Here is a 25,344-nt window from a genome sequence, read left to right as displayed (position 1 = left end):
ACTCTTTGTCGATACCCAGGCCCACCAGCAGGTTATCGACCATGCAACCCCATCCTTTGCGCCTTTCCCCCGGCGACGATCTGCGCGCGTCGATCGAGCAGGCGTTGCGTCGGCTCGACGCACGCGCGGCATTCGTGATCCAGGGGATCGGCAGCCTGAACGTCGCGCAATTGCGCTTTGCCGGCGTCGACGCACCGACCGAGCTGCGCGGCGACCTCGAGATTCTGACGCTGGCCGGTTCGGTCTCGCCGGACGGTGCGCACCTGCATATGTCGGTGTCCGACGCACACGGCCGTGTGTCGGGCGGACACGTCGCGAGCGGCTGCGTGGTGCGGACGACCGCCGAGATTCTGCTCGTGCTGTTGCCCGCGCATCGATTCTCCCGTGAACCCGACGCGTGCACCGGTTTCAACGAGCTGGTGATTCGCCCGGAGACGGGTTGATCGCGCACACGGTCCGGCGCGCGCGACCGATGCCGCTTATCCCGGCACGAACACCCCCATCGCCGCGATCGCCATCGCGAGCGTCGCGAGCCAGCCACCCCATGCGAGCGCGCCGGTGACGGCGAACTTGCCCATGACCCGCCGGCTTCCGGCCATCAGCATCATCACGACCATGATCGGGACGGCGGTCACGCCGTTGATGACCGCACTCCAGTAGAGCGCGCGGATCGGGTCGAAATGCATGAATGTGATCGCGACGCCGCCGACGATCGCCAATGCGATGACCGCATAGAATTCGGGTGCGCCGCCCAGCCGCAACGCGAGGCTGTTACGCCAGCGGAAGGTGCCCGCGGCTGCATAGGCGGCCGATCCCGCGAGCACCGGCAACGCCAGCAGGCCGGTACCGACGATCCCGAGCGCAAACAGCACGTACGCGAAGTGTCCGGCAATGGGCTCGAGTGCCCGCGCGGCATCGGCCGACGTCTTCACGTCGATGTGATGCAGGTTGAGGGTGGCCGCTGCCGTCAGCGTGGTGAAGAACGCAATCGTGATCGATACGCCCATGCCGAACCAGGTATCGACGTTGATCCGGCGCAACTGCGCGGGCGCCTGCCGAGGCGCGCGCCGCAACGCGTGCTGGTTCGGCGCCGCGCGCAGCTCTTCGACTTCCTGCGACGCCTGCCAGAAAAACAGGTAAGGGCTGATCGTGGTGCCGAGCACGGCGATGACGGTGGTCAGGTATGCGGCGGTCAACTGGACATTCGGCCGTGCGATCGCCCGCCCGACATCTCCCCATGGGACGGGAACGATGAGTGCCACCGCGACATACGCGAGCAGGACCAGCGCGATCCATTTGAGCAGGCGCGCATAGCGGTCGTACGGCACGAAGATCTGCAGCACGGCCGACACGCCGCCCAGGCCGATGACGTACAGCTCCTGCGGGCCGTGCAGCAGCAATTTGACCGCCGCGCCCATCGCCGACAGGTCGGCCGCGATGTTGATCACGTTCGCGACGATCAGCAGCACGACGGTCGCATGGAGCAGCCATGGCGAATAGTGCGCCCGCATGTTCGACGCGAGGCCCTTGCCCGTGACGAGGCCGATGCGCGCGCTGACCAGCTGCACGGCCGTCATCAGCGGATAGGTCAGCAGCAGCACCCAGAGCAGTTCGAATCCGAACAGCGCACCCGCCTGAGAGTACGTACCGATGCCGGAAGGATCGTCGTCGGCGGCGCCGGTGATGAGGCCGGGGCCGAGGCGTCGGAGCCAGCCCGCACGCGGACGAGGCTGCGCGGAATCGAGGGACTCGTTGTCGTTCATGTCGGCGGTCCGTGGGGAGGGGCGGTCGAGCCGCAATCGGCGTGCCCGGGCGGGATCGGTCGGCTGATGGGCGTCGGACGCGCAGCGCGGCAGAAGGCTGGTTCGGCCAACGCATGGGAAGCGGGGGGCGGGAAGGGGGGCGGTGCGCGCGCGAATCGGCACGACCGGAGCGCGGTCGCGATGGACGCTGCCGGTGATCCGCGTCAACCGCTATGGCAAGGATGTGCTCGACGTGGCGCGGTGACCGCACATCGAATGAGTCGGTCGCCGGATTGACGGCGTAGTGTCGCTACCGGCGCATCAGCGCCGGCGACGCGGAGCGCAAAGGACGGAAAGTGCCGGTTGCGACCGTTCGCGGTCGGGCGGTGCGACATGAGCAACCGGCATGGCGCCTGTTCGGCCTCAACGAGCTGCCATGGCGACATCCTGATTGCCGCGCCCGGTCACCAGGCAGCCGGACATGAACGCCTCGCTCTGGCTGCTGGCGGCCGCGTTGCCGAAGCCCCGGCTGAGCGCGTCGTATTTCACCTGCTCGGCGCCCTGCGAGCATGCCGTCGGGCTGGCGTCGCGGCCTTGCGCGTGCAGCAGCGCCCGATCGCCGATCAGGTAGGCCAGCAGCGCGAAAAAAGCGATGTGTACCACGCGTCTCATGATTCGTCTCCTCGTTGCTCGAGCGTAACGCGGACACGTTTCGGGAAGCACTTGGGGCTTCCCCCGGTAAACGTCTGCGGAAATGGCGGTTGGCCGGAGTAATCGCATCCCTTTTTTCGCGCGAACGAAGAAAAGGGGGCGGCGGCCGGCCTCATCGGCGCGCGATTGACGCGAGTTTGACGAATGTCAGGGTTGGAGCAGGGCGAGACGGCCGCGCCGCCGGTCAAAGCGATAGCATGAATGCATGTTTTAACGGAACGCGATGTGCGACGAGCGGTGAGCGCACCGGTTCCTGGTGAAGCAGGTATGTGTTGAACATCGCTGTCGAAATAGTGAGGAATCCAAATGCTTAACGTGTCTTCCGTCCTGATCAGCATGGCGCCGTTGTGGGTAATTCTGCTGGGCGCGTCTTCGTTGGCGACCTATCTCGTCTTCGTGCGCAAGGTTATCCAGTAAGCGTGTCGGCGCTGCGCGAAGGCGCAGCATGCGCGTCGCAGCGTTCGTATATTGCACAGGACGGCGTTGCGTCGTGCAGGACGCATCGTTGCGTCGATCCAAATGAAACGACCCGCCGAGGCGGGCCATGACGACCTCGTCGCACGTGTGCGCGTCGAGGCTTCCGGCGTGGTGCCGCACGGCACGAAGGCGACGCGGCTGCGGTCGGTCGTTTATCGCACCGCCGTCACCGGCACATTCGAGATTCGCACGAGCCGGTCCATCACGCTGCGACGGAACATCGACAGCATCGCGTGAAACGGATCGTGCCGCGGCGCGACGACGACGATTTCGTCGCAGCCCGTCTCGGCCGCGACGGCCGCGATCGTGTCGGCCACCGGCCCGACCTTCTTCACGATGCTGTATCGGACACCGGCCTCCCGCAACACCTGCTCGGCCATCGCCAGATCGTCGCACGCGAACTTGTCCTCGATCGACTGGAGCCGCGACAGCGGGTGAAACGCCTCGAGCCGCGTCGCTTCGAGCGGCGCCTGTACGTTGATCAGCACGATCTCCGATGCGCATCGTTCGCGATACAGGAAGGTCGCGTGGCGGACCGCCTGCAGCGAGCGGGGCGAATGACCGACCGGAACCAGCAGCTTGAGCATGAAAGATGCCTCGTCATCGAGATGTGTCCAGCGTAGCGCGCGGCTGGACCGCTCGACCTAAAGAGATCGGGCGGCCGCGTAAAAATGTCGTCAACGTGCGCCGCCTCGTTTCGCGCCTACTAGAAATATAAGAAATTTAAGTTTATGCGCATAAACGTTTTCACCGACCGGCCGGGCGACGGCTCGACGCGGGCCATCCAGCGGCGGCGCGCCACGCCGATTCAGTCGAATCCTCAATGAATCGCGGCGGAAAATATCGGAGGTCGGCCATCCGGCCTCGCGTAGAGTAGAGCATCGGCTGCGGCGCGGCCTCGTCCCGGCGCCTTCCCGGCCGTTCGGGACAGATCGCCGCCACCATGCGGCCCGCCATTCCATTCCGATTCCAGGAGACCTCGCATGCCGCACGGCGCCCCGCAGCCTCTCGCTCCCGCATCCATCACCGTCGACCCGATCGTGCGCCTGCCGGCCGACGAACTCGCGTCGGCGATCCGCAGCAAGGCGGTCTCGTGCGTCGAGACGATGCGTGCGTATCTCGATCACATCGAGCGCGTAAACGGGGCGGTGAACGCGCTGATTTCGCTGCGCGATCGCGCGACGCTGCTCGCCGAAGCCGCGGAGAAGGACGCCGCGCTGGCCCGCGGCGAGTACCACGGCTGGCTGCACGGGATGCCGCAGGCGCCGAAGGATCTCGCGATGACGAAAGGGTTGCGGACGACCTACGGCTCGCCGATCTTCCGAGATAACGTGCCGCAGGCCGATTCGGTCGGCGTCGGGCGGATGCGCGCGGCGGGCGCGATCTTCATCGGCAAGACCAACACGCCGGAGTTCGGCCTCGGCTCGCATACGTTCAATGAAGTCCACGGCGCGACGCGCAATCCGTACGACCTGACGAAGAGCGCGGGCGGCAGCAGCGGCGGCACGGCGGCGGCGCTCGCGGCGCGCATGCTGCCGGTCGCGGACGGCAGCGACTTCGGCGGTTCGCTGCGCAATCCGGCCGCGTTCTGCAACATCTACGGGTTCCGTCCGTCGCAGGGCCGCGTGCCGCGCTGGCCGGCCGTCGACGTGTTCATGCAGCAGCTCGGCATCGAGGGGCCGATGGGCCGCACGGTCGGCGACGTCGCTCAACTGCTCGCGATCCAGGCTGGCTACGACCCGAACGATCCGCTGTCGCTCGCGGAAGATCCGGCGGTGTTCACGAAGCCGCTCGACAAGGACCTGCGCGGCGAGCGCATCGCGTGGGTCGGCGACTGGAACGGCTATCTCGCGATCGAGCCGGGCGTGCTCGCGCAGTGCGAAAAGGGCCTTGCGACGCTGCGCGAGATCGGCTGCGACGTGGATGCGGCGCTGCCCGCATTCGCGCCCGAGCGGATCTGGCGCCTGTGGCTCGCGCATCGGCACCTGCTGTCCGGCGGCGGTCTGCTCGCGCACTATCGCGACCCGGCACGGCGTGCGCTGCTGAAGCCCGAGGCGATCTACGAGGTCGAAGGACTGCTCGCGATGCAGGGCGCCGCGGTGTTCGACGCCAGCATCGAGCGCACCGCGTGGTACCAGGCCGTGCTGAGCTTCTTCGATCGCTACGACTTCATCGCGGCGCCGACCGCACAGGTGTTCCCGTTCGACGTGGAGCAGCGCTGGCCGAAGGAAATCGCGGGCCGCACGATGGACACCTACCACCGCTGGATGGAAACGGTCGTGCCGTGGACGCTGGCCGGCTGCCCGGTGATCAGCGTGCCGGTCGGCTTCAACGACGCGGGGCTGCCGATGGGGATGCAGCTGATCGGCCGGCCGCGCGCGGATCTCGCGGTGCTGCGGCTCGCGCGCGGCTACGAGCAGGCGGCCGACTGGGTCGGCCGGCGGCTGCCGGACTGGATGGCTGCGTAACGTGCGGTGCGGCGTCGATTCCCGGAACCCGAGAGAAACGATATTGATGCGGACCAGGAACGAATCCTGATGCGCGCCTGAGATCGCGCCGCAAACGCGGATGAATGCGCGCGGCGACGCGAGACGGCCGCGGAATTGCAAGCGGCCGCGGCGCGCGATTTCGTTTCGATGTGTTTCAGTCGTTGCGGCGGCGCGCGGCGCGCTTCGACAATATCGGCCTCAACGATTCGGGCACGAGGGAAACAGATGAAGCACATTCGCGCGACGGGCAAGCACCTGGCATCGGCGGGCATCGCATTCGGCATCCTGCTGGGCGTGAACGGCACCGCGCATGCGCAGCTCGACCTGCAGTCGATCGGATCGGCGCTGCTCGGCGGCGGGCAGCAGCAGGTCGCACCCGCGCAGGGCGGCGTCGCGCAGCTGATGCAGGCGTACGTCGGTGCGAACCGGCAGGTGCTGACCGGCCAGTCGTCGCTCGCGTCGGCGATGGGGCTCACCGGCGCGGCCGGGCAGGCGCAGCAGGCCGCCGGCCTGCTCGGCGGCGGCAATGCGCTGACGCCGGCGGCGCTGTCGCAGATGGGCGGCGCGCAGCAGTCGGTGTCGCAGGCGCTCGGCCAGGCGTTCGCGAGCGGCGGTGCGACGCACGGCCCGGTCGACAAGCAGGCGTTCAGCAACGGCCTGGCCTCGCTCGGCCAGGGCCTGACGCAGTACTCGCAGCTGCAGTCGGGGCTCGGCAATCTCGGTTCGACCAGCGCCGCATCGCTGCTGCAGGCGGGCCTGGATCCGCAGAACATGCAGGCCGCGTCGTATATCGCGCAAAGCGCGCCGGGCCAGTTGCAGTCGCTCGCGACGATGCTCAGCCAGGCCGTGCAGTTCGCGACGAGCCAGGGCATTTCGGTGCCGTCGGTCGCGTCGTCCGCGCTGAAGCTGCTGCCTTAAAGCTGGCGGACCCACGCGCCGCGGCGCCGGCAGCGCGCGCGGCGATCCGGGATGGCCCCGCGCAACATGGGGATATCGCTCGATGCTATCGTGGCGTGTTCCCCGTTCCCGGTGCCGGTTCATGACTGACTCGTTCGACCTCTCGCGCTACTTCGCCCGCATCGGCTACGACGGCCCGGCCGAGCCGACGCTCGACGTGCTGCGCCGGCTGCATCTGCTGCACCCGCAGGCGATTCCGTTTGAAAACCTCAATCCGCTGACCGGCGCGCGTGTCGCGCTCGACCTGCCCGCGATCGTCGACAAGGTGATCGGGCGGCGCCGCGGCGGCTACTGTTTCGAACTCAACAAGCTCTTCTACACCGCGCTCACGACGATCGGCTTTCGCGTGACGCCGCTGATCGCGCGCGTGCGCTGGATGCGGCCGCCCGAGGTCGTCACCGCGCAGACGCACATGCTGCTGCGCATCGATCTCGATGGCGCGGCGTGGCTCGCGGACATCGGCTTCGGCAGCGCGACGCTGACCGCGCCGCTGCATTTCGTGCCGGGCGAGCGGCAACTGACGCCGCACGGCGCGTTTCGTGTCGTCGGTGCGCCGGTCGACGGCGAGTTCGACATGCAGTTCGAGATCCCCGACGGCTGGCAGACGACCTACCGCTTTTCGCTGAAGCCGGCCGAGTGGATTGATTACGACGCCGCGAACTGGTTCACGTCGACCTATCCCGAATCGATCTTCGTGAACGACCTGATCGCGTGCCGCGTGTTGCCGGACGGCCGCGCGGCGCTGGTCAACACCGCGCTGACGCTGCGCGACGCGGCGGGCGCGGGGCGCACCGTCACGTTCGACGACGCGGCCGCGTGGGGCGCGTGCCTGCGCGACACGATCGGCATCGATACGACCGGCTTCGATCTCGACGCGCTGTTCGCGCGGGTGGCGGCGCGGGCGAACACGATGTAAGTGCGTTGCGAGCGGCGGTGCGGGCGGGCGTCGACGTCCGCGGCGCTGCCGATCGTGGGTTCCTGTTTGATATTTGCTATTTTGCTAGCATACTAGCCTCCATGACCGACGAAGAAGTGAAGCAATTCAACGTGTACCTGCCGCTGAGCCTGATCCGGCAGGTCAAGCATCGCGCCATCGAAACGGAGCAGTCGCTGTCCGCGCTGGTGGCCGACGCATTGCGCGCGTATCTGGCCGCGCCGCAGCCGGGGGGCGGGCCGTCCACCAAGGAGGATTGACATGTCATCCGAGCGAATCGAAGCCGTGTACCTGACGACGCACAACTGGGGCAAGTCGGCGAAGTTCTTCCAGGCGCTGGGCTTCAGGCTGGAATTCGAAACCGACCACCACTCGGGCCAGCTGAGAAGCGGCGACGGCCCGTTTCTGTTCATCGCCGAAGTGCCGGCCAGCGAGACGCCGGACATGCAGGTCGTGCTGAAGGTGCCCGACGAGCAGGCGGTCCGGCCGCAGCCGATCGTCGACGTGGTCACGCCGTTCGAGGATACGCACTGGGGCACGCGCGACATGACCGTGCGCGATCCCGACGGCCGCGTGTGGCGCCTGCAGGCGCCGGGCCAGGCGGGCGCGTGAGGCCGCGGCGATGACCGACCTCCATCAGGACGCCCCCGACAGCACCGCCGCGCGCGTCGCACTGTGGCGCGCGCTGCACGTCGAACTCGATGCGCCGCCGCACGTGCTCGCCGACGAAGTCGGCCTGCGCCTGCTCGCGCCGGCGCCCGGCTGGCAGCAGCGCGGCGACATGGATCCACAGTTCACGCGGCCGTTTCGCGCGTCAATCGTCGCGCGGGCGCGCTTCATCGAGGATCTCGTCGTCGAGCAGGCCGCGCAGGGCGTGAGCCAGTACGTGATCCTCGGCGCGGGCCTCGACAGCTTCGTGCAGCGCCGGCCCGAGATGGCGTCGCGCTTGACCGTCTTCGAGGTCGATCCGCCCGCGCCGCAGGCGTGGAAGCGCCGCCGGCTGACCGAGCTCGGTTTCGGCGTGCCGGACTGGCTGCGGTTCGTGCCGGTCGATTTCGAGCAGAAGCAAGCGTGGCGCGACGCGCTCGTGCGTGCGGGCTTCGATGCGGGGAAACCGGCGGTCGTGGTGTCCACCGGCGTCAGCATGTACCTGACGCGCGACGCTAACGCGGCGGCGCTGCGCGAAGTCGCGTCGCTCGCACCGGGCTCGACGTTCGCGATGACGTTCCTGCTGCCGCTGGAGCATGCCGATCCGGACGTGCGCCCCGGGCTCGAAATGGCCGAGAAGGGCGCGCGCGCGAGTGGCACGCCGTTCATCAGCTTCTTCATGCCGGCGGAGATCCGCGCGCTCGCGATGGAAGCGGGCTTTACGCAGGCCGAGCATGTGTCGGCCGCGGATCTCACGTGTCGCTACTTCGCCGATCGTACCGACGGCCTGCGTCCGCCGAACAACGCGGAAGAGCTGCTGGTCGCGACGGTGTAACCGCGCCGTTACCCGTCACGCGCGCTCCAGCACGGCCATTTCGCGCACGACCACGAGCAGCACCGCGAGGCTCGCGCCGCCCGACGCACGCAGGTCGGCGAGCAGGTGCTCGTAGCGCTGCAGCGCGGCTTCGCGGCGTTCGCGCCACGCGTGGACGATCGTCTCGGGCGCCGTCGAATCGGCCGATTCCGCGAGCGCGCTGGTGGCGAGCGTGCGCTTGAGCCGCGCGACTTCCGCGAGCGCGGCCGCGCGCGCCAGCATGTCCCAGTGCGTCGGGGTCGGCAGCGTGGCCGCGCGCTCGCCGATCCACCCGTAGTTCAGCAACGTGCCGAGCGAGAAGTAGACGCCCGCGACCAGTTCGAGGCTGCGATCGCAGGTCGCGGCCACTTCGGCGATGTCGAGCAGCGCGGCCGAGATGTCGCCGCTCGCGACACGCACCGCGAGCGCGCTGTCGACACCGGCGTCGACCAGCACGCGCTGCCGCTCGGACAGCGCCTCCAGATCGTCGGCCGGCAGCAGCGACGGCAATTGCGGCGCGATGCGCTGCACCGCGTCGCGGCAGCGTGCGATCAATCCGGCGACGCCGCCGTCGGCCACCGTGCCCGACTGCAACTGCCGCAGGAACCACAGCGCCGCGCGCTCCAGCAGCCGCGCGACGTCGACGAACATGCGCGCCTGCACGTCGTCGGCGACGCGGTTGTCGAGCGCGTCGATGTCGCGCCACACCGCATCGAGATCGAACACGTCGCGCGCCATGATGCATGCGCGCACGATGTCGCCCGGCTTCGCGTCGGTTTCTTCCATCAGCCGGTGCACGAACGCGCAGCCGACGCGGTTGACGAGCGCGTTGGTCAGGTGCGTCGCCAGAATCTCGCGGCGCAGCGGGTGGCGATGCATCGGTTCGCTGAAGCGCTGTTGCAGCGGCTTCGGGAAATAGTCGACGAGCATCGCGGCGACGAGCGGATCCTCGGGCACGTCGGATTCGAGCAGCGCGTCGTACAGCCACATCTTGCTGTAGGCGAGCAGCACCGCGCGTTCCGGCGACGTGAGGCCCTGTTTCGCGGCCTGCCGTTCGGCGATCTCGTCGTCGGTCGGCAGGAACTCGATCACGCGGTTCAGGCGGCCCGCGCGTTCGAGCCAGCGCATCAGGCGTGCCTCGGCGTCGAGCAGCTCGACGCTGTAGCGGCCGGCGATCGACAGCGCCTGCGTCTGGTAGTAGTTGTCGCGCAGCACGAGCAGCCCGACTTCGTCGGTCATTTCCGCGAGCAGGGCATTGCGCTGCTTCTCGGTCATCTCGCCGTCGGTGACGACGAGCCCGAGCAGGATCTTGATGTTGACTTCGTGATCCGAACAATCGACGCCGGCCGAGTTGTCGATCGCGTCGGTGTTGATGCGTCCGCCGCGCTGCGCGAACTCGATGCGGCCGAACTGCGTGCAGCCGAGGTTGCCGCCTTCGCCGACGACCTTGCAGCGCAGGTCCGCGCCGTTCACGCGCACCGCGTCGTTCGCGCGATCGCCGACCTGCTGGTGGGTTTCGCGCGCTGCCTTCACATAGGTGCCGATGCCGCCGTTGTACAGCAGGTCGACCGGCGCCTGCAGGATCGCGCGGATCAGCTCGGTCGGCGGCAGCGCGTGCGCGTCGATGCCGAGCGCGGCCTGCACGGCCGGCGACAGCGGGATCGTCTTCGCGGTGCGCGGATAGACGCCGCCGCCCGCCGAGATCACGGACGTGTCGTAGTCGGCCCAGCTCGAGCGTTCGAGCGCGAACATCCGCTGGCGCTCCGCGAAGCTCGTCGCCGGGTCGGGGTTCGGGTCGAGGAACACGTGCCGGTGATCGAACGCCGCGACGAGCCGGATATGCGGCGACAGCAGCATCCCGTTGCCGAACACGTCACCCGACATGTCGCCGACGCCGACCACGGTGAAGTCGGTCGCCTGCGTATCGACGCCCATCTCGCGGAAGTGCCGCTTCACCGATTCCCACGCGCCGCGCGCGGTGATCGCCATCTTCTTGTGGTCGTAGCCGACCGAGCCGCCGGACGCGAACGCATCGTCGAGCCAGAAGCCGTATTCGTGCGAGATCGCGTTCGCATAGTCGGAGAAGGTGGCGGTGCCCTTGTCGGCCGCGACGACGAGATACGGATCGTCGGGATCGTGCCGCACCACGTCGGGCGGCGGCACGATCGCGTTGCCGGCGAGATTGTCGGTCAGGTCGAGCAGGCCGCGCAGGAACGTCTGGTAGCACGCGATGCCTTCGCGCATCCACGCTTCGCGATCGCTCGGCGGCGGCGGGTTTTTCACGACGAAGCCGCCTTTCGAGCCGACCGGCACGATCACGACGTTCTTCACCATCTGCGCCTTCATCAGCCCGAGCACCTCGGTGCGGAAATCCTCGCGGCGGTCGGACCAGCGCAGCCCGCCGCGCGCGACGCGCCCGCCGCGCAGGTGCACGCCCTCGACGCGCGGCGAGTACACCCAGATCTCGAACATCGGCTTCGGCTCGGGCAGGCCGGGCACCTTCGCCGGATTGAACTTGAACGACAGGTACGGCTTCGATTCGCCGTTCGCGTCGTGCAGGAAATAGTTGGTGCGCTCGGTCGCGTTGATCACGCCGAGGAACTGGCGCAGGATCCGGTCCTCGTCGAGATTCGGCACCTGGTCGAGGGCCGCCTCGATCGCCTTCAGCAGGCGTTCGGCCTGTACGTCGCGCGTGCTGCCCGTGGCCGGGTCGAAGCGCACCAGGAACAGCTCGACGAGCTGCCGCGCGATCGCCGGGTTGCCGGTCAGCGCGCGCTCGATGTACGCGTCGCTGAACGTCGAGCCGACCTGCCGCAGGTATTTCGCATACGCGCGCAGGATCGTGACTTCGCGCGCGCTCAGGTGCGCGCGCAACACGAGGCGGTTGAAATCGTCGTTCTCGATCCGGCCGCTCCAGATCCGGTCGAACGCGTCCTCGAACAGGTCCTTCACGCGCTCGATGTCGAATTCGGTATCGTCGGCGAGTTCAAGGCCGAAGTCGTGCACCCAGGCGGGCGCGGCGTCCTGCGTCTGGATCCGGTAAGGCCGCTCTTCGTCCACGCGCACGCCGAGATGCTCGAGCATCGGCAGGCTGCGCGACAGCGCGATCGGGTCGCCCGCGCGATACACCTTGAAGCGGAACGCGCGCGCCTCGGCCTCGATCGGGCGGTACAGGTTCATCGCGAGCTGGCCCGACGCCTTTACGCGCTCGATCAGCTCGATGTCGCGCACGGCCGTGCGCGCCGGATAGTCGTCGCGATAGCCGGCCGGGAACGAGTCCGCATAGTGCTGCAGCAGGCGGTTGCCTTGTTCTTCGCCGAAGGCGTCGAGCAGCGCATCGGCGAGATCGTCCTGCCAGCGGCGCGCAACCTGCACGAGCCGCGTTTCGAGTTCGCGCGTGTCGACTTCCGGCATCGTGCCCGGCTCCGCATGCACGACGAAGTGGATGCGCGCGATCGCCGATTCCGACAGCAACGGCGTGAACTCGACGTTGACGCCGTTGTACGCGTCGACGAGCAGCTTCGCGATGCGGCGGCGCAGGTCGGTGTTGTACTTGTCGCGCGGCACGAACGCGAGACACGACACGAAGCGGTCGAAGCGGTCGCGCCGCACGAACAGGCGCGTTCGCTGGTGTTCCTGCAGCCGCAGGATGCCGAGCGCGATGTCGTAGAGCTGGTCCTCGTCGGCCTGGAACAGTTCGTCGCGCGGATAGGTTTCGAGCACCGTCACCAGCGACTTGCCGAGATGTCCCTTCGGCAAGAAGCCCGCGCGCTGCACGATGTTCGCGCATTTGCGGCGCACGATCGGGATCTCGGTGTACGAGCCGAAATAGGCGGTCGACGTATAGAGCCCGATGAAGCGCCGCTCGGCCGTCACCTTGCCGTCGGGGCCGATGAGCTTCACGCCGACGTAGTCGAGATAGCCGGGCCGGTGCACGGTCGCGCGCGAATTCGCCTTGGTCACGAAGATCGGCCAGGGGCCGGTGACGATCTCGGCGGCGGCCGGCGGCAGCGGCGTCACGTCCGGCGCGCCGGGCGGGCGCAGCGATTCGCGCAGCAGGCCGAAGCCCGAGCCTTCGACGCCGCGCAGGCCGAAGCCGGTGCCGTCCGATACCAGCGAGTAGTCGCGCTGGCCGAGGAACGTGAAGTGATCGGCGGCCATCCATTCGAGGAACGCGCGCGCCTCGATGTCTTCCGCGGTGGATTCGCGGGCTTTCATGTCCTTGATCGTCGCGCGCACGATGTCGACGATCTTCGGCCAGTCCTCGACCGACGCGCGCACGTCGCCGAGCACGCGCGCGATGTCGTCGCGCAACGTGTCGAGCAGCGCGGCGTCGCCGCAGCGGTCGACTTCGAAATGGATGAACGACGCGAGCTGCGACCGGCCGTCGTCGGGCGTCGCGCCGCCGGCGTCGACGCGCTCGATGGCGCCGTCGCGACCGCGCCAGATGCGGAACACCGGGTGCAGCGCGGAGTGCAGCGCGAGCCCGAGGCGGTTGACGGCCATCGTCACCGAATCGACGAGGAACGGCATGTCGTCGTTGACGATCTCGATCACCGTGTGATCCGAGTGCCAGCCGTGCTGCTCGAGGATCGGGTTGTACACGCGCAGCCGCTCGCTGCCGGGCACGAATTTCTGGGCGGTCTGCCAGTGCGCCATCGCGGCGCCGTACAGGTCGGCGATGCTGCGATTCTGCAGATCATCGGCATCGACGAAATCGTAGTAATGACGCAGGAACGGTTCGACGATCCGGAACGTGGCTTCGGGCAGGCGCCCGCGCGCGAATTCGACGACATCGGAGAGCAGGTGTGCGACGACTTCTTCGTTCTTCGCTTCCATGGCGGTCTCCTGGTCGGGTGGCCATTGGCTGCTGCGTAGTGTGTTCGGCATTATGCGCCGATTGATGCGCCGATTGCGTGACGGCGCGATGTGCGGGCGCACAACGCGGTGCGGGGCAGGGAGGCCGCCTGCAACGCGCGTGCCCGGCGTTGCGGGAGAAGGTCAAGCGAGGTCCGGCGGCTTCAGGTCGGGGTGCCGCGCGTAGAGCGGATTCATGAAGTCGAGCAGCATCGTGGTCAATACTTGCGACACGAATTCGCGATAGGCGACGCATTCGTGTTGCGGACAGGTCTCATCGACCTGCCGAAGCGATTGATCCAGTTGCGCGCCCATCGACAGGATCATGTCGTTCAGTGCGGTGGCGATACGTTTGTCGTCGATCATGCGTTCTCCTTGCCGCGCCGCATCGTGCGGCGCGTTCGTCCGGATGTCACCGCAATTCGAACGCCTGTCGCCCGGCAGGTTCCGCCGGCGCCGAACGGGCCGGCATCAGCGCTCGTCGCTCCACAGCTTGCCGGCCGTTGCCCAGTTCTCCTTCTTCACGTCGGCGAGGATGATGTCGACCGAGCCCGGGTCGCAACCGAGCGTTTCGCACGTGACGCGCGTGATTGCTTCGACGAATGCGCGCTTCTGCTCGACCGTGCGGCCTTCGAACAGCTGGATATTGAAAGTCGGCATGACTGGATGCTCCGAGGGTTGGGGGTGGAAATTCGGTGGAATGCCATTGGCGTCAGTCACGATACGACGGATCGATCCGGTCGAGGCGGCGCAGCAGCGCCGGCCATTCCAGTTCGCCCTCGATCGCGCCGCCGTCGCGCAACTGTTCGGCGGTGCGGTCGGCGACGGCCGGCTCGGGCAGCACGAGCGGCCCGCCGCCTGCCTGCGCGCGCACCTGGATGTCGCACGCCTTGATCAGCGTATCCATCAGCACATACGCTTCGGCGACCGTCCGGCCGACCGTCAGCGTGCCGTGGTTGCGCAGCAGCATCGCGGATTTCGCACCGAGGCTGGCGGTCAGCCGCGCGCCTTCGGCCGGCGAGAACGCGAGCGCCTCGTAGTCGTGATACGCGAGGTCGCCGTGAAACCGCAGCGCGTGCTGCGACGCGGGCAGCAGCCCGTCGCGCTGGATCGACACGGCGATGCCGGGCGTATTGTGCAGATGCATCACGCAGACGGCGTCCGGCCGCGCGGCGTGCACGGCAGCGTGCAGCGCGAAGCCCGTCACGTTGACCGCGTGTTCGCTCTCGCCGATCCGGTTGCCGGCCAGGTCGATCTTCACGAGATTCGACGCGCGAACCTCGTCGAACGTCAGGCCGAACGGGTTGATCAGGAAATGGCCGGGTGCGCCCGGCACCGTCGCGGAAAGATGCGTGTAGATCAGGTCGTCCCAGCCGTTCAGCGCGACGAGGCGATACGCGGCGGCGAGATCGACGCGCAGCCGGCGCTCGGCGTCCGAGATCGGGCCGCCGGGTTTCACGGTGTCAGGACGGTGTGCGAATGACGACATCGGGTTCTCCGAGGGAAAGGCGGCGCGTGACGGCCACGGTGATCCACGACGCAAGCGCGAACGGGGCCGTGAGCGCGGTGATGCCCGCATGCATCGCGAGCCACTGGATCAGCGCGGCCAGCGCGGCCGCCGCGAGCGCCGCGAGCGTGCCGCGCGACATCAGCGCGAGCGCGGCAAGCGTGCCATTGAAGCCGAGCAGGCCGTCGCTGAATGCCGCGCCGCTTGCGCCGAGCGCGACCAGTAGCACGGTCGACACGATCGCGCCGCCGAGCGCGAACGCGGCTGCCCGGCGGGAGGCGGCCGCGATGCCGGCGACGATCAGCGCGCCGGCACACGCGCCTTGAGCAAAGGTGGTTTGGGCGACGCCCGACAGCAGCGCGTCGGCGACCGAGTAGGGCATCAGCGCCGCGCTCGTCGCGGCATCGCTCGCATGTTGCGTCGCGACAAACGGCAGCCACAGCGCGGTGACCGCCAGGCACGGGCTCGAATACGGGCACTGGCGCCATTTCGCGAGCGGGGTACGCATCGCGCGCTGCACGAGCGCGGCGCCGATCGCGGCGAGCGGCACCAGCGCGAGCGCCGCCGGCGGGGCGGGCGCGAACAGGACGGCCACCAGCGCGGCGAGCGCGCCGTTGAAGCCGTGCAGACCCTGCTCGACGTCGCGGCGTGCCGCGCCGGTCAGCACCGCGGTCAGGTTGGCGGCGGCCGCGCCGACCAGCGCCGCGCACGCGAGCCGCAGGTCGGTCAGCGCGAGTGCGGCGACCAGCATCGCGCCGGTGAACGCGTTCGCCTGCAGCACGATCTGCCCGATGCCGCGCAGCAGGATGCGCAGATCGATCGACGGCGAAGCGGGGCGGACGGTAGGCATGGCGGCGGTGGAACAGGACGAGTCGCGAGCATAGGACACAATTCCATGCACCGGAATAGGGAATTCTGGATAGTCAGGATTTGTGGCGGGTGCCCTGAATTGGGGCGCGGCGAGGCGGTCGGCGCGTACCCGGAACGTGTGTTAGCGTTTTCGCGAGATTGATGCGGTTCGGTAGCAAATTCGGATCATCGGTAGTGTTTTCGCGGAGGAACGATGCGTGAACTGCGCTGGGCGTCGCTCGAGGGCGACGGAATCGAGCATCTGACGTTCGACCGGAGCGAAGCCGGCATCGTCGTCGAAAGCGCCGTGGTCGGCCAGCGATACGGCCGTGCGTACGGGCTCGCATACCGGGTCGAGTGCGATCCGCAGTGGCGGGTCAGGGTTGCGGTGCTCAGGGTGATGGGTGGCGGCACGCTCGAATTGCATGGCGACGGCGCCGGGCACTGGCGCGACGGTTCAGGCCGCGCGCTGCCGGAACTGGATGGGTGCGTCGACATCGACATCGCGGCGACGCCGTTCACGAACGCGCTGCCGATCGGCCGCCTCGGCCTCGCGCGCGGCGAGCGGCGGCCGATCGACGTCGCCTACATCTCGACGCCGGACCTGACCGTGACGCCGGTCAAGCAGGCCTACGCATGCATCGAGCCTGGCCGGCGCTACCGCTACGAAGGCATTTTCAGGAATTTCACGGCGGAGATGGACATCGACGCCGACGGGCTCGTGATCGACTACGAAACGCTGTTCAAGCGGCTGCCGCCGTTGCGCTGAACCGCCACGCGCGCTGCCGCGGGCGCTGCCGTGACCGCCGGTCGTTCATGCGCCGAGGCAAACCGGTCGATCCGTGCCGCGATCAAATCCGGATTGCGCACCACGACCCAGTGCGCGCCGTCGATTTCCTCGCGCACGTGCTCGCCGAGCCAGCGATCGAGGCCGACCGACATCTCGGGCGTCACATAGCGGTCGCGCACCGGTACGAGAATCTGCACCGGCGCCTGCGCGTACCGCTCGCGCGGCTTTCTCGCCCGCGCGAGGAAATTCGCGCGGTAGAGCTGCAACCCGTTCAGCGCGTTCTTCAGCTGCGCGGGATCGCGTTCGGGCCGCACGCGTTCGGTCAGCTGCAGCCAGCGCGGCCAAAGCGCGGCGCCGCCGAGCCGCCACACCAGCGACGGCACGACCGGCAGATGGAAGAACGCGATGTACCACGACTTCAGGCTCTGCTTGAGCCGCATCTTCGCGCGGAACACGTGATCGAGGCACGGGCCGGAGATCGACGTGTACGACGCAATGCGCCCGCGGAACGCGGGATCGGTCACGGCCTCCCAGCACTGGATCGACCCCCAGTCGTGGCCGACCAGATGGAACGGCCGGTTGCCGCAGGTCGCGTCGGCGACGGCCTTCAGGTCGTCGGCGAGCCGCGCCAGTGTGTAGTCCGCGCGGCGGCGCGGCGCATCGGATGCGCCGGCGCCGCGCACGTCGTAGGCGATCACGCGATAGCGCTTCGCGAGCCGCGCGCGGACCGGCGCCCACACCGCCGCCGAATCGGGATAGCCATGCACGAGGATCAGCGGCGGCGCGCGGCGCGGGCCGCTGACATGGACGGCGAGTTTCACGTCGCCGGAGCGGACGGTCAGCATCTCGTCTGCGCGCGCCATGACGTCATGCCTGCGCAACCGGATGCAGCGGCACGCGGCGCGGGGCGGCCTGCGCCGCGTAGCGCGCGTTGGTCGCGTCGATGTTCGCGAGCAGCGTGTCGAGCCCCTGCAGGTACTGATGGTTGTCGTGGTCCCACGGATGGAAACCTGGACGGAAATAGTCGAGCCATTCGCCCGCGATGCTCGGGAACACGCCGGTCCTCGGGCTGTACAGGTACTTCACGAGACGCCACATGCCGCCGAACCCGCCGTGCTTGCGACGGTGCGACAGCATCAGCCGCACGTGGAAGTCGAACACGATCGTCCAGAACAGCACGGTCGTCGTCAGCATCGTGCCGGTGCGCAGCAGGTAGCTGCCGAGGCCCGGCTTCATCACCGCGTTCCATACGTCGTACGACACCGCCTTGTGCTCGGTTTCCTCCATCGCGTGCCACATCCACATCTGCTGATAGCCTTCGACCGACCCGTCGATCCGGTGCTCGTGGCCCGACAGCAACTGGTTCGCGAGGATCGCCGTGTAGTGCTCGAGCGCGATCGTGATCGCGAGCTGCATCGAGTGCGGCAACGTCTTCTTGAAGAAGCCGAGGATCGTCCACAGCCGCTTGTCGAGCTTGTGCGCGGGCAGGCCGGACGACTGCAGCAGGTCGTTGTACTCGATGTGCTCGCGCGTGTGCATCGCTTCCTGACCGATGAAGCCGAGCACCTGCTTCTTCAGCTCCGGATCCTCGATGCGGTCGCGGTAGTTGCGCACCGAATCCATGAAGAAGCGCTCGCCGGCCGGGAACAGCAGCGACAGCGCGTTCATGAAGTGCGTGACCGGCACGCCCTGGACGTGCCAGTCCTTCGCGTGTTCGGGCGGCAGCGCGAAACGGATGTCGCGCCGCACCGGCATCATGTTCGGGATCGTCATGATTGTTCTCCTCCCTGATTGCCTGCGTTGTTGTAGGTGGCATGAAGCGGCGCGGCCGCCGGCGTGCCGTAGCGGGCGGCCGCGCGGCGGGCCTTCGCGGCCTCGCGGCGCGTCGCGAGCACGACGAGCGCCTGGTACGCGGCCGGCAGGACGCGCGCCATCCAGTCCGCGGCCTTCGCGTCGCGGCCGATCAGCACGCGGCGCTTGTTCTTGCGCACGCCGGCGAGGATCGTGCGCGCGGCATCGTCGGCGGTCGTGATGAAGAATTTCTCGAAGCTGTCCTTGCCTTGCTGCTCGCTCTCGACGATGAAGCCGACCATGTTCTTCGCGACGCGGCTCGACTGCGCGATGTTGGTGCGGATGCCGCCCGGATGCACGCAGGTGGCCGACACGCCGCACTTCATCATGTCGAGTTCCTGGCGCAGCGATTCGGTGAAGCCGCGCACCGCGAATTTGGTCGCGTTGTAGCCGCTCATCCCCGGCTGCGCGAAGATCCCGAAGATGCTCGACGTGTTGATCACGTGACCGTCGCCCGCTGCCTTCAGGTGCGGCAGGAATGCCTTCGTGCCATGCACGACGCCCCAGAAGTTGATGTTCACGATCCACTCGAGATCGCTGTATTCCATCCCTTCGATCGTGCTCGACAGCGCGACCCCCGCGTTGTTGAAGATCAGGTTGACCTTGCCGTGTTCCTTCGCGGTGTCGTCGGCCCACGCGAACATCGCGTCGCGGTCGCCGACGTCGAGCACGCGCGTCGACACGCGCACGTTCGGCGCGATCGCGCGGACGATCCGCTCGGTTTCGGCGAGACCGACGCCGTTCTTGTCGGCGAGCGACACGTGGCAGCCGGCCTGTGCGAGCTGTACCGCGAGCGAGCGGCCCATGCCCGAGCCTGCGCCCGTGATCGCGGCGACCTTGTTGGCGAAATCTCTCATGTCGTTGGCTCCTTGTCTGACTCAGGCCGCTTCGGCGGACGTGGAAGCGGAAGCGGCGGGCGTGGCGACGGGCCGCGCGCTCGTGTCGTGGTGCGGCGCGCGATACGCGTGGTAATCGGCGATCGAGAAGTGCGCGGTGGCCTGGCGGAAGCGCCAGGTGAAGCCCGGCCACAGCGTCGTGTTCTTGCCGGTGCGCGGATCCAGATACCAGCTCTTGCAGCCGCCCGTCGACCAGATCGCCTTTTTCAGCTTGCCCTGCAGATCGCTGTTGAACTGCGCCTCGACGAGCGGGCGCACCTCGATCGCATCCGCGCGTTCGCGATGCATCGCCTGCAGCGCGCCGAGGATGTATTCGATCTGCGACTCGATCATGAACACCATCGAGTTGTGGCCGAGACCCGTGTTCGGGCCGACGATCATGAAGAAGTTCGGGTAGCCCGGCAGCGTCGTGCCGAGATACGCGTGCGCGCCGTCGCGCCAGGCGTCGACGATGTCGAGGCCGCCGCGGCCGATGATCGCGCCGCGCGGATACGGATCGGCGACCTGGAAGCCCGTGCCGTAGATCAGGCAGTCGACTTCATGACGCTTGCCGTCGGTCGTCACGACCGCGTCGGCCTCGATGTGGTCGATACCGGTCGTGATCACGTCGACGTTCTTGCGCGACAGCGCCGGGTAGTAGTCGTTCGAGACCAGCACACGCTTGCAGCCAAGTGTGTAGTTCGGCGTGACGGTCTTGCGCAGTTCCGGATCGGAAATCTGCTTGCGGATATGGCGCAGCGCGAGCTTCTGCACGTTCTTCATCAGCGACGGATGGATCGCGAAGCCGAGCACGCGCGATTCGAGCATCCAGTAGATGCCGCTGCGCACGGCCTTCTGCGTGAACGGCAGCGTGCGGAACAGCCATTTCTCGAAGCCGGTCAGGTTGCGGTCGGGCTTCGGCATGATCCACGGCGGCGTGCGCTGGAACAGCGCGAGTTCCTTCACGCGCGCCGCGATCTGCGGCACGAACTGGATCGCGCTCGCGCCGGTGCCGATCACCGCGACGCGCTTGCCGTCGAGCGCGTAGTCGTGATCCCACTGCTGCGAATGGAACGCGCGGCCCTGGAAGTTCTCGACACCGGGAATCGCCGGCAGCGCGGCGCGCGACAGCCCGCCCATCCCCGACACCAGCACGCGCGCCGACAGCCGCTTGCCGTTCGCGAACGTGAGGCGCCAGCGTTGCGCGGCTTCGTCGTATTCCGCGCGCTGCAGCGCGTGGTTCAGGCGCAGGTGCGGGCCGACGCCGAAGCGCTGCACGCAGTCTTCCAGGTACGCGCGAATCTCCGGCTGCGGCGCGAACATGCGCGTCCAGCGCGGGTTCGGCGCGAACGAGAACGAATAGACGTGCGATTGCACGTCGCAGGCACACCCGGGGTAATGATTGTCGCGCCACGTGCCGCCGACCGACGCGGCCTTCTCGAGGACGACGAAGTCGGTCACGCCGGTCTGCCGCAGGCGAATGGCCATCCCGAGACCGGCGAAGCCGGTGCCGATGATGGCGATGTCGATGGTTTCGTCCAGGCCGTCGTGGCCGGGCGGGCCGAAAGGCAACGTGCGAGCATTCATCCGGGGGTCTCCGATTTGGCTCATTTTTGAATGTTACATTGGTTGATGTAACGATAGTGGGTGAACCCGGAAACCGCAAGAGGCTAGAAGCGGCGCTCTAAGGGCCGCAAGCCGCGCGGGAAAAGGCTGAGCGGGGTTTGGAACGGTGCGGTTTCCGCATGGCGGAATGCGCGGAAAGGGCCGTCGGCAGGGCGGGAGAGGAGATGGACGAGGCCGCCGGCGCACGGCGGCCTGTTTGAAACACTACCGGGGACGGATCGAACGGGCGGCCGTCTCATGGAAAACCCCGGCGACGATCGTGACCTGCGCGAGCGCGTAGAGGCCCCAGATCAGGTAGTCGATACCGGGAAAAGCGCCGAGGAAGCGTCCGACGCCGATCAGCGTGTCCGAGCCCACGAAGATCAGGCTGCCGACGGCGACCAGCGGGCCGCGCGTGCGGGCCGCGAGCGCGAAGCTCGCCATCGCGCACAGCACGAGCATGTAGACGGCGACCGGTACGAGCAGCTCGCCCAGGTGCGGAAGGAACGCCGCGTAGAACGCCGGCGCGGCGATCCACGACCCGATCAGCGCGATGATGCGCCAGCCGTGCGGCCGCGCGCGCCAGCGCACGAAGATCGCGCAGTAGCACAGGTGCGTGAGCAGGAACGCGCCAAGGCCGAGGACGAACGACAGCGGCCAGTCGGGCAGCGCGAGCAGCACGTCGCCGAGCACGGCCGTCGCGAGCGCCGCGCACAGCCACGTGCGTTCGCGCGGTGCCGCGCAGGTGCTGCCGGCCGCGAGCAGCAGGATGCCCATCGCGGCTTTCGCGGCGGCCTGGCCGGGATAGGGCGCGGCGGCGAGCGACAGTCCGTACAGCAGCGCGGCGGCGACGGCGAGCGGCCAGAGCCGGCGATAGGTGGCGGGAAGCGTGGCGATCAAGGCGGGTGTCTCCGGATTGTTATGTGTCTGGGCTGGACGGCGAGCCGTCGAGCGCGCCGCCGGCCATTATCCGGAAGAACGCGTGCGCGAAAACCGGCGAATCCTTCTAGGAAACGAGCGCGCCGCGCCGCGATGCCGCCGCCGGATTTTTCCGCGCGTTGCCCCGGCTGAACCGGGGCAACGGCTGCGATTCGGCTTGCTATGATCGCCGCGGTATTGCCGCTGTCGCTGTCGATGTCCCGCCTGGCCGCGCGACCGGATGCGCAAGCCGGTGCGTGTCCGATAAATCCACGCCGTGCCCGACCCGCGCGCTCAGCCGAAGCCGGGCGGTCCGGCCACCTCGAAAACAGGTTCGACCATGACCGAACTTCTCCACGGCGACGGTGCGATCCGTCGCACGACGCCGTACGGCTCGTCGATCGAAAACACCTATGCGGGCGTGCTGTCGTTCATGCGCCGCAATTACTCGCGTGCGCTCGACGGCGTCGACGTCGCGATTTCCGGTGTGCCGCTCGATCTTGCGACGACCTACCGCTCCGGCGCGCGGCTCGGGCCGGCCGCGATTCGTGCAGCGAGCGTGCAACTCGCGGAGCTCCATCCGTATCCGTGGGGCTTCGATCCGTTCGACGATCTCGCGGCCGTCGACTATGGCGACTGCTGGTTCGACGCGCACAACCCGCTGTCGATCAAGCCGGCGATCGTCGAGCATGCGCGCACGATCCTGCGCTCGGGCGCGAAGATGCTGACGCTCGGCGGCGACCACTACATCACGTATCCGCTGCTGGTCGCGCACGCGGAGCGCTACGGCAAGCCGCTGTCGCTGATCCATTTCGACGCGCACTGCGATACGTGGGCCGACGATGAGCCGGACAGTCTCAATCACGGCACGATGTTCTACAAGGCGGTGAAGGAAGGGCTGATCGATCCGGCGACGTCGGTGCAGGTGGGGATTCGCACGTGGAACGACGATTTTCTCGGGATCGAGCGGCTCGATGCTGCGTGGGTGCATGACCATGGTTCGCGTGCTGCGGTCGAGCGGATCGTCGAGATCGTCGGCGCGCGGCCCGCGTATCTGACGTTCGATATCGACTGTCTCGATCCCGCGTTCGCGCCGGGGACGGGGACGCCGGTTGCGGGCGGGTTGTCGTCCGCGCAGGCGCTTGCGATCGTGCGTGGGCTCGGGGCGGTGAATCTGGTTGGGGCGGATGTTGTCGAGGTTGCGCCTGCGTACGATCACGCGGATATCACGGCGATCGCGGCGGCGCATGTTGCTTGTGATCTGCTGTGTTTGTGGCGGCAGAAGAAGGTGAGGGGACGGTGAAGTGAGTGAGCGGGGCGTGGGGCGCTTCGGTCGATTGATGTTCGTGCGCCGTTTGTACGCATTGGGTCTTATATCATTCGGAGCAGTCTGTACTTGGCATCTGGAAATGCAGCAGGGAGTCGCTACGTGGAAAAGTTTGAGATGCGGAATGATCTAGTAGAGTTGCGTGAGCTTGTTCGCCAGTTCGTGAACGAGCGTGACTGGGACAAGTTTCATACACCAAAGAACCTGGCGACAGCTCTCAGCGTAGAGGCAAGTGAATTGCTAGAGCCGTTCCAATGGCTTGTTTCCGGTGAGGAAAGTGAGCTTGATGAAGCCAACCTAACGGCAATTCGCCACGAAATGGCCGATGTATTGGTATATTTGATTCGCCTTGCAGATAAAATGAACGTTGATCTTTTTCAGGCTGTGCTGGAGAAAATGGAGATCAATCGAGAAAAGTATCCTGCCGACAAAGTGCGAGGCGATTCGCGAAAATATACTGAGTATAAAAGATCAGGCAAGTGAGGTCGTATGCAAGCTATAGCAATCCACCCCACGCGGACATCTACTTGAGTGACTGTGGATCGATGCCCGCGAAACCTGCAGGCCACGGTCCCCGTAGCCGATTCGGTCAATGGCGCCAGGGGCTGCGTTCGGGATCTTCGTTCGGCTCGCAGCCAGGATCAAAGTCGACGGAACACCAGGCTGGCATTGACGCCTCCAAAACCAAAGCCATTGGAGATCGCATATTCCGTCGATAGCTTGCGGGGCGAACCGCCGACGATGTCGATGCCTTCCGCGGCTGAATCAGGCTCCGTCAGGTTGAGCGTAGGCGGCGCGAGCTGATCGCGCAGCGCGAGCACGGTGAAAATGGCTTCCACGCCGCCGGCTGCCCCAAGCAAATGTCCTGTCGACGACTTGGTGGCTGATACGGCGGGGCCTCGACCTGTTCCGAATATCGCCTTGATGGCCGCGAGCTCGCTGATATCGCCTACGGGCGTGGACGTCGCGTGTGCGTTCAAATGCCCGATCATCCCGGGTTCAAGATTCGCCTGCCGGATTGCCAGCTCCATCGCACGTCGCCCGCCGGCGCCGTCATCAGGCGGAGACGTCATGTGATATGCGTCGGCGCTCGTGCCATAACCGAGCACTTCCGCGATCGGCTTGGCGCCTCGCTGCAATGCGTGCTCCAGGTCTTCGATGACGAGCATGCCGGCGCCTTCTCCCATGACAAAACCGTCTCGTCCGGTATCGAACGGGCGGGACGCCTGCGCGGGATGATCATTGAAGCCGGTGGACATGGTTCTTGCCGCGGCGAACGACCCCAGGCTGACTCGATCGATGCAGGCCTCGGCCCCACCACACACGGCAATACTGGCTTCGCCGGCCCGAATCAGGCGCGCTGCGTCGCCGATGGCCTGTGCGCTGGCAGCGCAGGCAGTCACCGGTGCGCCCAGAGGGCCACGAAAGCCATGACGGATGGAGATATGGCCCGCTGCCATATTGGCAAGGAAACTGGGAACGGTAAAAGGAGAAAGCCGCCTTGGTCCGCGGTTATCCGTGATCCTGACGGCGTCCACGATCGCGCCGAACCCGCCCACGCCAGACGCAACGATGGTTGCCGTTCTTTCGCGTGCGTTTTCGGATTCAGGTTGCCACCCGGCTTGAGTCAGCGCCTCTTGCGCCGCGGCGAGCGCAAACAGGCTGAACCGGTCCATCTTCTTCTGATCCTTGGGCTCTACCGCGAGGGCAGCATCGAATCCCCATGGACAGTCTGACGTCAACATGGGCACCACGCCGCCGACCTTCGATGCAATCCCTTCAGTGACGTCGTCGGGCAAACCGGCCAGGCCGGAATGCCCCTTCAGGAGACGGTTCCATACCGATTCAACGCCACATCCCAACGGCGAAACGACACCCATCCCGGTCACGACGATACGTCTCGTATTCAAGCCATGCTCCTCTTTTGACTGACGAAGAAATGCCGCCAGCGATT

The 25,344-nt window shown here is 67.2% G+C and carries 24 protein-coding genes; 10 read left to right on the top strand and 14 right to left on the bottom strand.

The annotated features are described in order from the left end of the window. Positions 1-41 precede the first annotated feature (41 nt). Positions 42-443, top strand: a complete 402-nt coding sequence (locus tag DIE23_RS22430) for a PPC domain-containing DNA-binding protein (RefSeq protein WP_124614146.1) — start codon at positions 42-44, stop codon at positions 441-443. Positions 444-479: 36 nt separating this feature from the next. Here the strand turns inward: DIE23_RS22430 and DIE23_RS22425 are convergent, their stop codons facing one another. From DIE23_RS22425 to DIE23_RS22415, 3 genes are all read right to left on the bottom strand, one after another. Continuing rightward, positions 480-1,763: an Nramp family divalent metal transporter gene (locus tag DIE23_RS22425; protein ID WP_124614145.1), complete on the bottom strand. Its 1,284-nt coding sequence runs from the start codon at positions 1,761-1,763 to the stop codon at positions 480-482. 402 nt (positions 1,764-2,165) lie between these two features. Continuing rightward, positions 2,166-2,414: an adhesin gene (locus DIE23_RS22420; protein ID WP_124614144.1), complete on the bottom strand. Its 249-nt coding sequence runs from the start codon at positions 2,412-2,414 to the stop codon at positions 2,166-2,168. A 668-nt stretch (positions 2,415-3,082) separates the two neighbouring features. After that, positions 3,083-3,517, bottom strand: coding sequence for a universal stress protein (locus DIE23_RS22415; RefSeq protein ID WP_124614143.1), 435 nt, complete (start codon positions 3,515-3,517; stop codon positions 3,083-3,085). Between the two features lie 396 nt (positions 3,518-3,913). On the opposite strand from DIE23_RS22415, the gene DIE23_RS22410 reads away from it, so the two are divergent. From DIE23_RS22410 to DIE23_RS22385, 6 genes are all read left to right on the top strand, one after another. Continuing rightward, positions 3,914-5,398 (top strand): amidase, encoded by a 1,485-nt coding sequence (locus DIE23_RS22410; protein ID WP_124614142.1) that lies wholly within the window; start codon positions 3,914-3,916, stop codon positions 5,396-5,398. Between the two features lie 246 nt (positions 5,399-5,644). Next, the gene (locus DIE23_RS22405; protein WP_124614141.1) at positions 5,645-6,337 is read left to right on the top strand and encodes a hypothetical protein; all 693 of its coding nucleotides are present in this window, start codon (positions 5,645-5,647) and stop codon (positions 6,335-6,337) included. A 121-nt stretch (positions 6,338-6,458) separates the two neighbouring features. Then, the gene (locus DIE23_RS22400) at positions 6,459-7,292 is read left to right on the top strand and encodes an arylamine N-acetyltransferase (RefSeq protein ID WP_124614140.1); all 834 of its coding nucleotides are present in this window, start codon (positions 6,459-6,461) and stop codon (positions 7,290-7,292) included. A 101-nt stretch (positions 7,293-7,393) separates the two neighbouring features. Continuing rightward, positions 7,394-7,570, top strand: coding sequence for a ribbon-helix-helix domain-containing protein (locus DIE23_RS22395; protein ID WP_124614139.1), 177 nt, complete (start codon positions 7,394-7,396; stop codon positions 7,568-7,570). A 1-nt stretch (position 7,571) separates the two neighbouring features. After that, the gene (locus DIE23_RS22390) at positions 7,572-7,922 is read left to right on the top strand and encodes a glyoxalase/bleomycin resistance/extradiol dioxygenase family protein (RefSeq protein ID WP_124614138.1); all 351 of its coding nucleotides are present in this window, start codon (positions 7,572-7,574) and stop codon (positions 7,920-7,922) included. Between the two features lie 10 nt (positions 7,923-7,932). Further along, positions 7,933-8,793: a class I SAM-dependent methyltransferase gene (locus DIE23_RS22385; protein WP_124614137.1), complete on the top strand. Its 861-nt coding sequence runs from the start codon at positions 7,933-7,935 to the stop codon at positions 8,791-8,793. Between the two features lie 15 nt (positions 8,794-8,808). Here the strand turns inward: DIE23_RS22385 and DIE23_RS22380 are convergent, their stop codons facing one another. The 5 genes from DIE23_RS22380 to DIE23_RS22360 all read right to left on the bottom strand — a co-directional run bounded on the left by DIE23_RS22380 (position 8,809) and on the right by DIE23_RS22360 (position 16,025). Further along, on the bottom strand, positions 8,809-13,650 hold the full coding sequence (locus DIE23_RS22380; RefSeq protein WP_124614136.1) for an NAD-glutamate dehydrogenase: 4,842 nt from the start codon (positions 13,648-13,650) through the stop codon (positions 8,809-8,811). A gap of 162 nt (positions 13,651-13,812) precedes the next feature. Continuing rightward, positions 13,813-14,034 carry a hypothetical protein gene (locus tag DIE23_RS22375; protein WP_124614135.1) on the bottom strand — a complete coding sequence of 74 codons (222 nt, stop codon included), beginning with the start codon at positions 14,032-14,034 and terminating at the stop codon, positions 13,813-13,815. Between the two features lie 105 nt (positions 14,035-14,139). Beyond that, positions 14,140-14,328, bottom strand: a complete 189-nt coding sequence (locus DIE23_RS22370) for a 4-oxalocrotonate tautomerase (protein ID WP_014898956.1) — start codon at positions 14,326-14,328, stop codon at positions 14,140-14,142. Between the two features lie 52 nt (positions 14,329-14,380). After that, positions 14,381-15,157 carry a class II aldolase/adducin family protein gene (locus tag DIE23_RS22365; RefSeq protein WP_124614134.1) on the bottom strand — a complete coding sequence of 259 codons (777 nt, stop codon included), beginning with the start codon at positions 15,155-15,157 and terminating at the stop codon, positions 14,381-14,383. Then, positions 15,132-16,025 carry an urea transporter gene (locus DIE23_RS22360; RefSeq protein WP_124614133.1) on the bottom strand — a complete coding sequence of 298 codons (894 nt, stop codon included), beginning with the start codon at positions 16,023-16,025 and terminating at the stop codon, positions 15,132-15,134. Before DIE23_RS22360 ends, DIE23_RS22365 begins: the two co-directional genes overlap by 26 nt. A 213-nt stretch (positions 16,026-16,238) precedes the next feature. Here DIE23_RS22360 and DIE23_RS22355 point away from each other — a divergent pair, with 213 nt between their 5' ends. Then, positions 16,239-16,793 carry a putative glycolipid-binding domain-containing protein gene (locus DIE23_RS22355; protein WP_124614132.1) on the top strand — a complete coding sequence of 185 codons (555 nt, stop codon included), beginning with the start codon at positions 16,239-16,241 and terminating at the stop codon, positions 16,791-16,793. Here the strand turns inward: DIE23_RS22355 and DIE23_RS22350 are convergent. From DIE23_RS22350 to DIE23_RS22330, 5 genes are all read right to left on the bottom strand, one after another. Then, the gene (locus DIE23_RS22350; protein WP_124614131.1) at positions 16,754-17,677 is read right to left on the bottom strand and encodes an alpha/beta fold hydrolase; all 924 of its coding nucleotides are present in this window, start codon (positions 17,675-17,677) and stop codon (positions 16,754-16,756) included. The genes DIE23_RS22355 and DIE23_RS22350 overlap by 40 nt on opposite strands. Before the next feature lie 4 nt (positions 17,678-17,681). Further along, a complete protein-coding gene (locus tag DIE23_RS22345; protein WP_124614130.1) occupies positions 17,682-18,587 on the bottom strand; it encodes a metal-dependent hydrolase in 906 nt (301 codons plus the stop codon). Beyond that, a complete protein-coding gene (locus DIE23_RS22340) occupies positions 18,584-19,522 on the bottom strand; it encodes an SDR family oxidoreductase (protein WP_124614129.1) in 939 nt (312 codons plus the stop codon). The genes DIE23_RS22345 and DIE23_RS22340 overlap by 4 nt, the downstream gene beginning before the upstream one ends. Positions 19,523-19,543: 21 nt before the next feature. Then, on the bottom strand, positions 19,544-21,127 hold the full coding sequence (locus DIE23_RS22335; RefSeq protein ID WP_124614128.1) for an NAD(P)/FAD-dependent oxidoreductase: 1,584 nt from the start codon (positions 21,125-21,127) through the stop codon (positions 19,544-19,546). Positions 21,128-21,370: 243 nt separating this feature from the next. Further along, the gene (locus DIE23_RS22330; RefSeq protein ID WP_124614127.1) at positions 21,371-22,045 is read right to left on the bottom strand and encodes a lysoplasmalogenase; all 675 of its coding nucleotides are present in this window, start codon (positions 22,043-22,045) and stop codon (positions 21,371-21,373) included. A 358-nt stretch (positions 22,046-22,403) separates the two neighbouring features. On the opposite strand from DIE23_RS22330, the gene speB reads away from it, so the two are divergent. Together speB and DIE23_RS22320 are read left to right on the top strand one after the other, a co-directional pair. Then, entirely contained in the window at positions 22,404-23,366 is a 963-nt protein-coding gene (speB, locus tag DIE23_RS22325) for an agmatinase (protein ID WP_124614126.1), read from the top strand. A gap of 141 nt (positions 23,367-23,507) precedes the next feature. After that, positions 23,508-23,873 carry a nucleotide pyrophosphohydrolase gene (locus DIE23_RS22320; protein ID WP_185646517.1) on the top strand — a complete coding sequence of 122 codons (366 nt, stop codon included), beginning with the start codon at positions 23,508-23,510 and terminating at the stop codon, positions 23,871-23,873. A gap of 158 nt (positions 23,874-24,031) precedes the next feature. Here the strand turns inward: DIE23_RS22320 and fabF are convergent, their stop codons facing one another. Beyond that, positions 24,032-25,300 (bottom strand): beta-ketoacyl-ACP synthase II, encoded by a 1,269-nt coding sequence (fabF, locus tag DIE23_RS22315; protein WP_124614124.1) that lies wholly within the window; start codon positions 25,298-25,300, stop codon positions 24,032-24,034. Positions 25,301-25,344 lie beyond the last annotated feature (44 nt).

The sequence above is a fragment of the Burkholderia sp. Bp9143 genome (assembly GCF_003853645.1).
Classification (GTDB): domain Bacteria; phylum Pseudomonadota; class Gammaproteobacteria; order Burkholderiales; family Burkholderiaceae; genus Burkholderia.
This window is presented reverse-complemented; position numbering and strand designations above follow the sequence as displayed.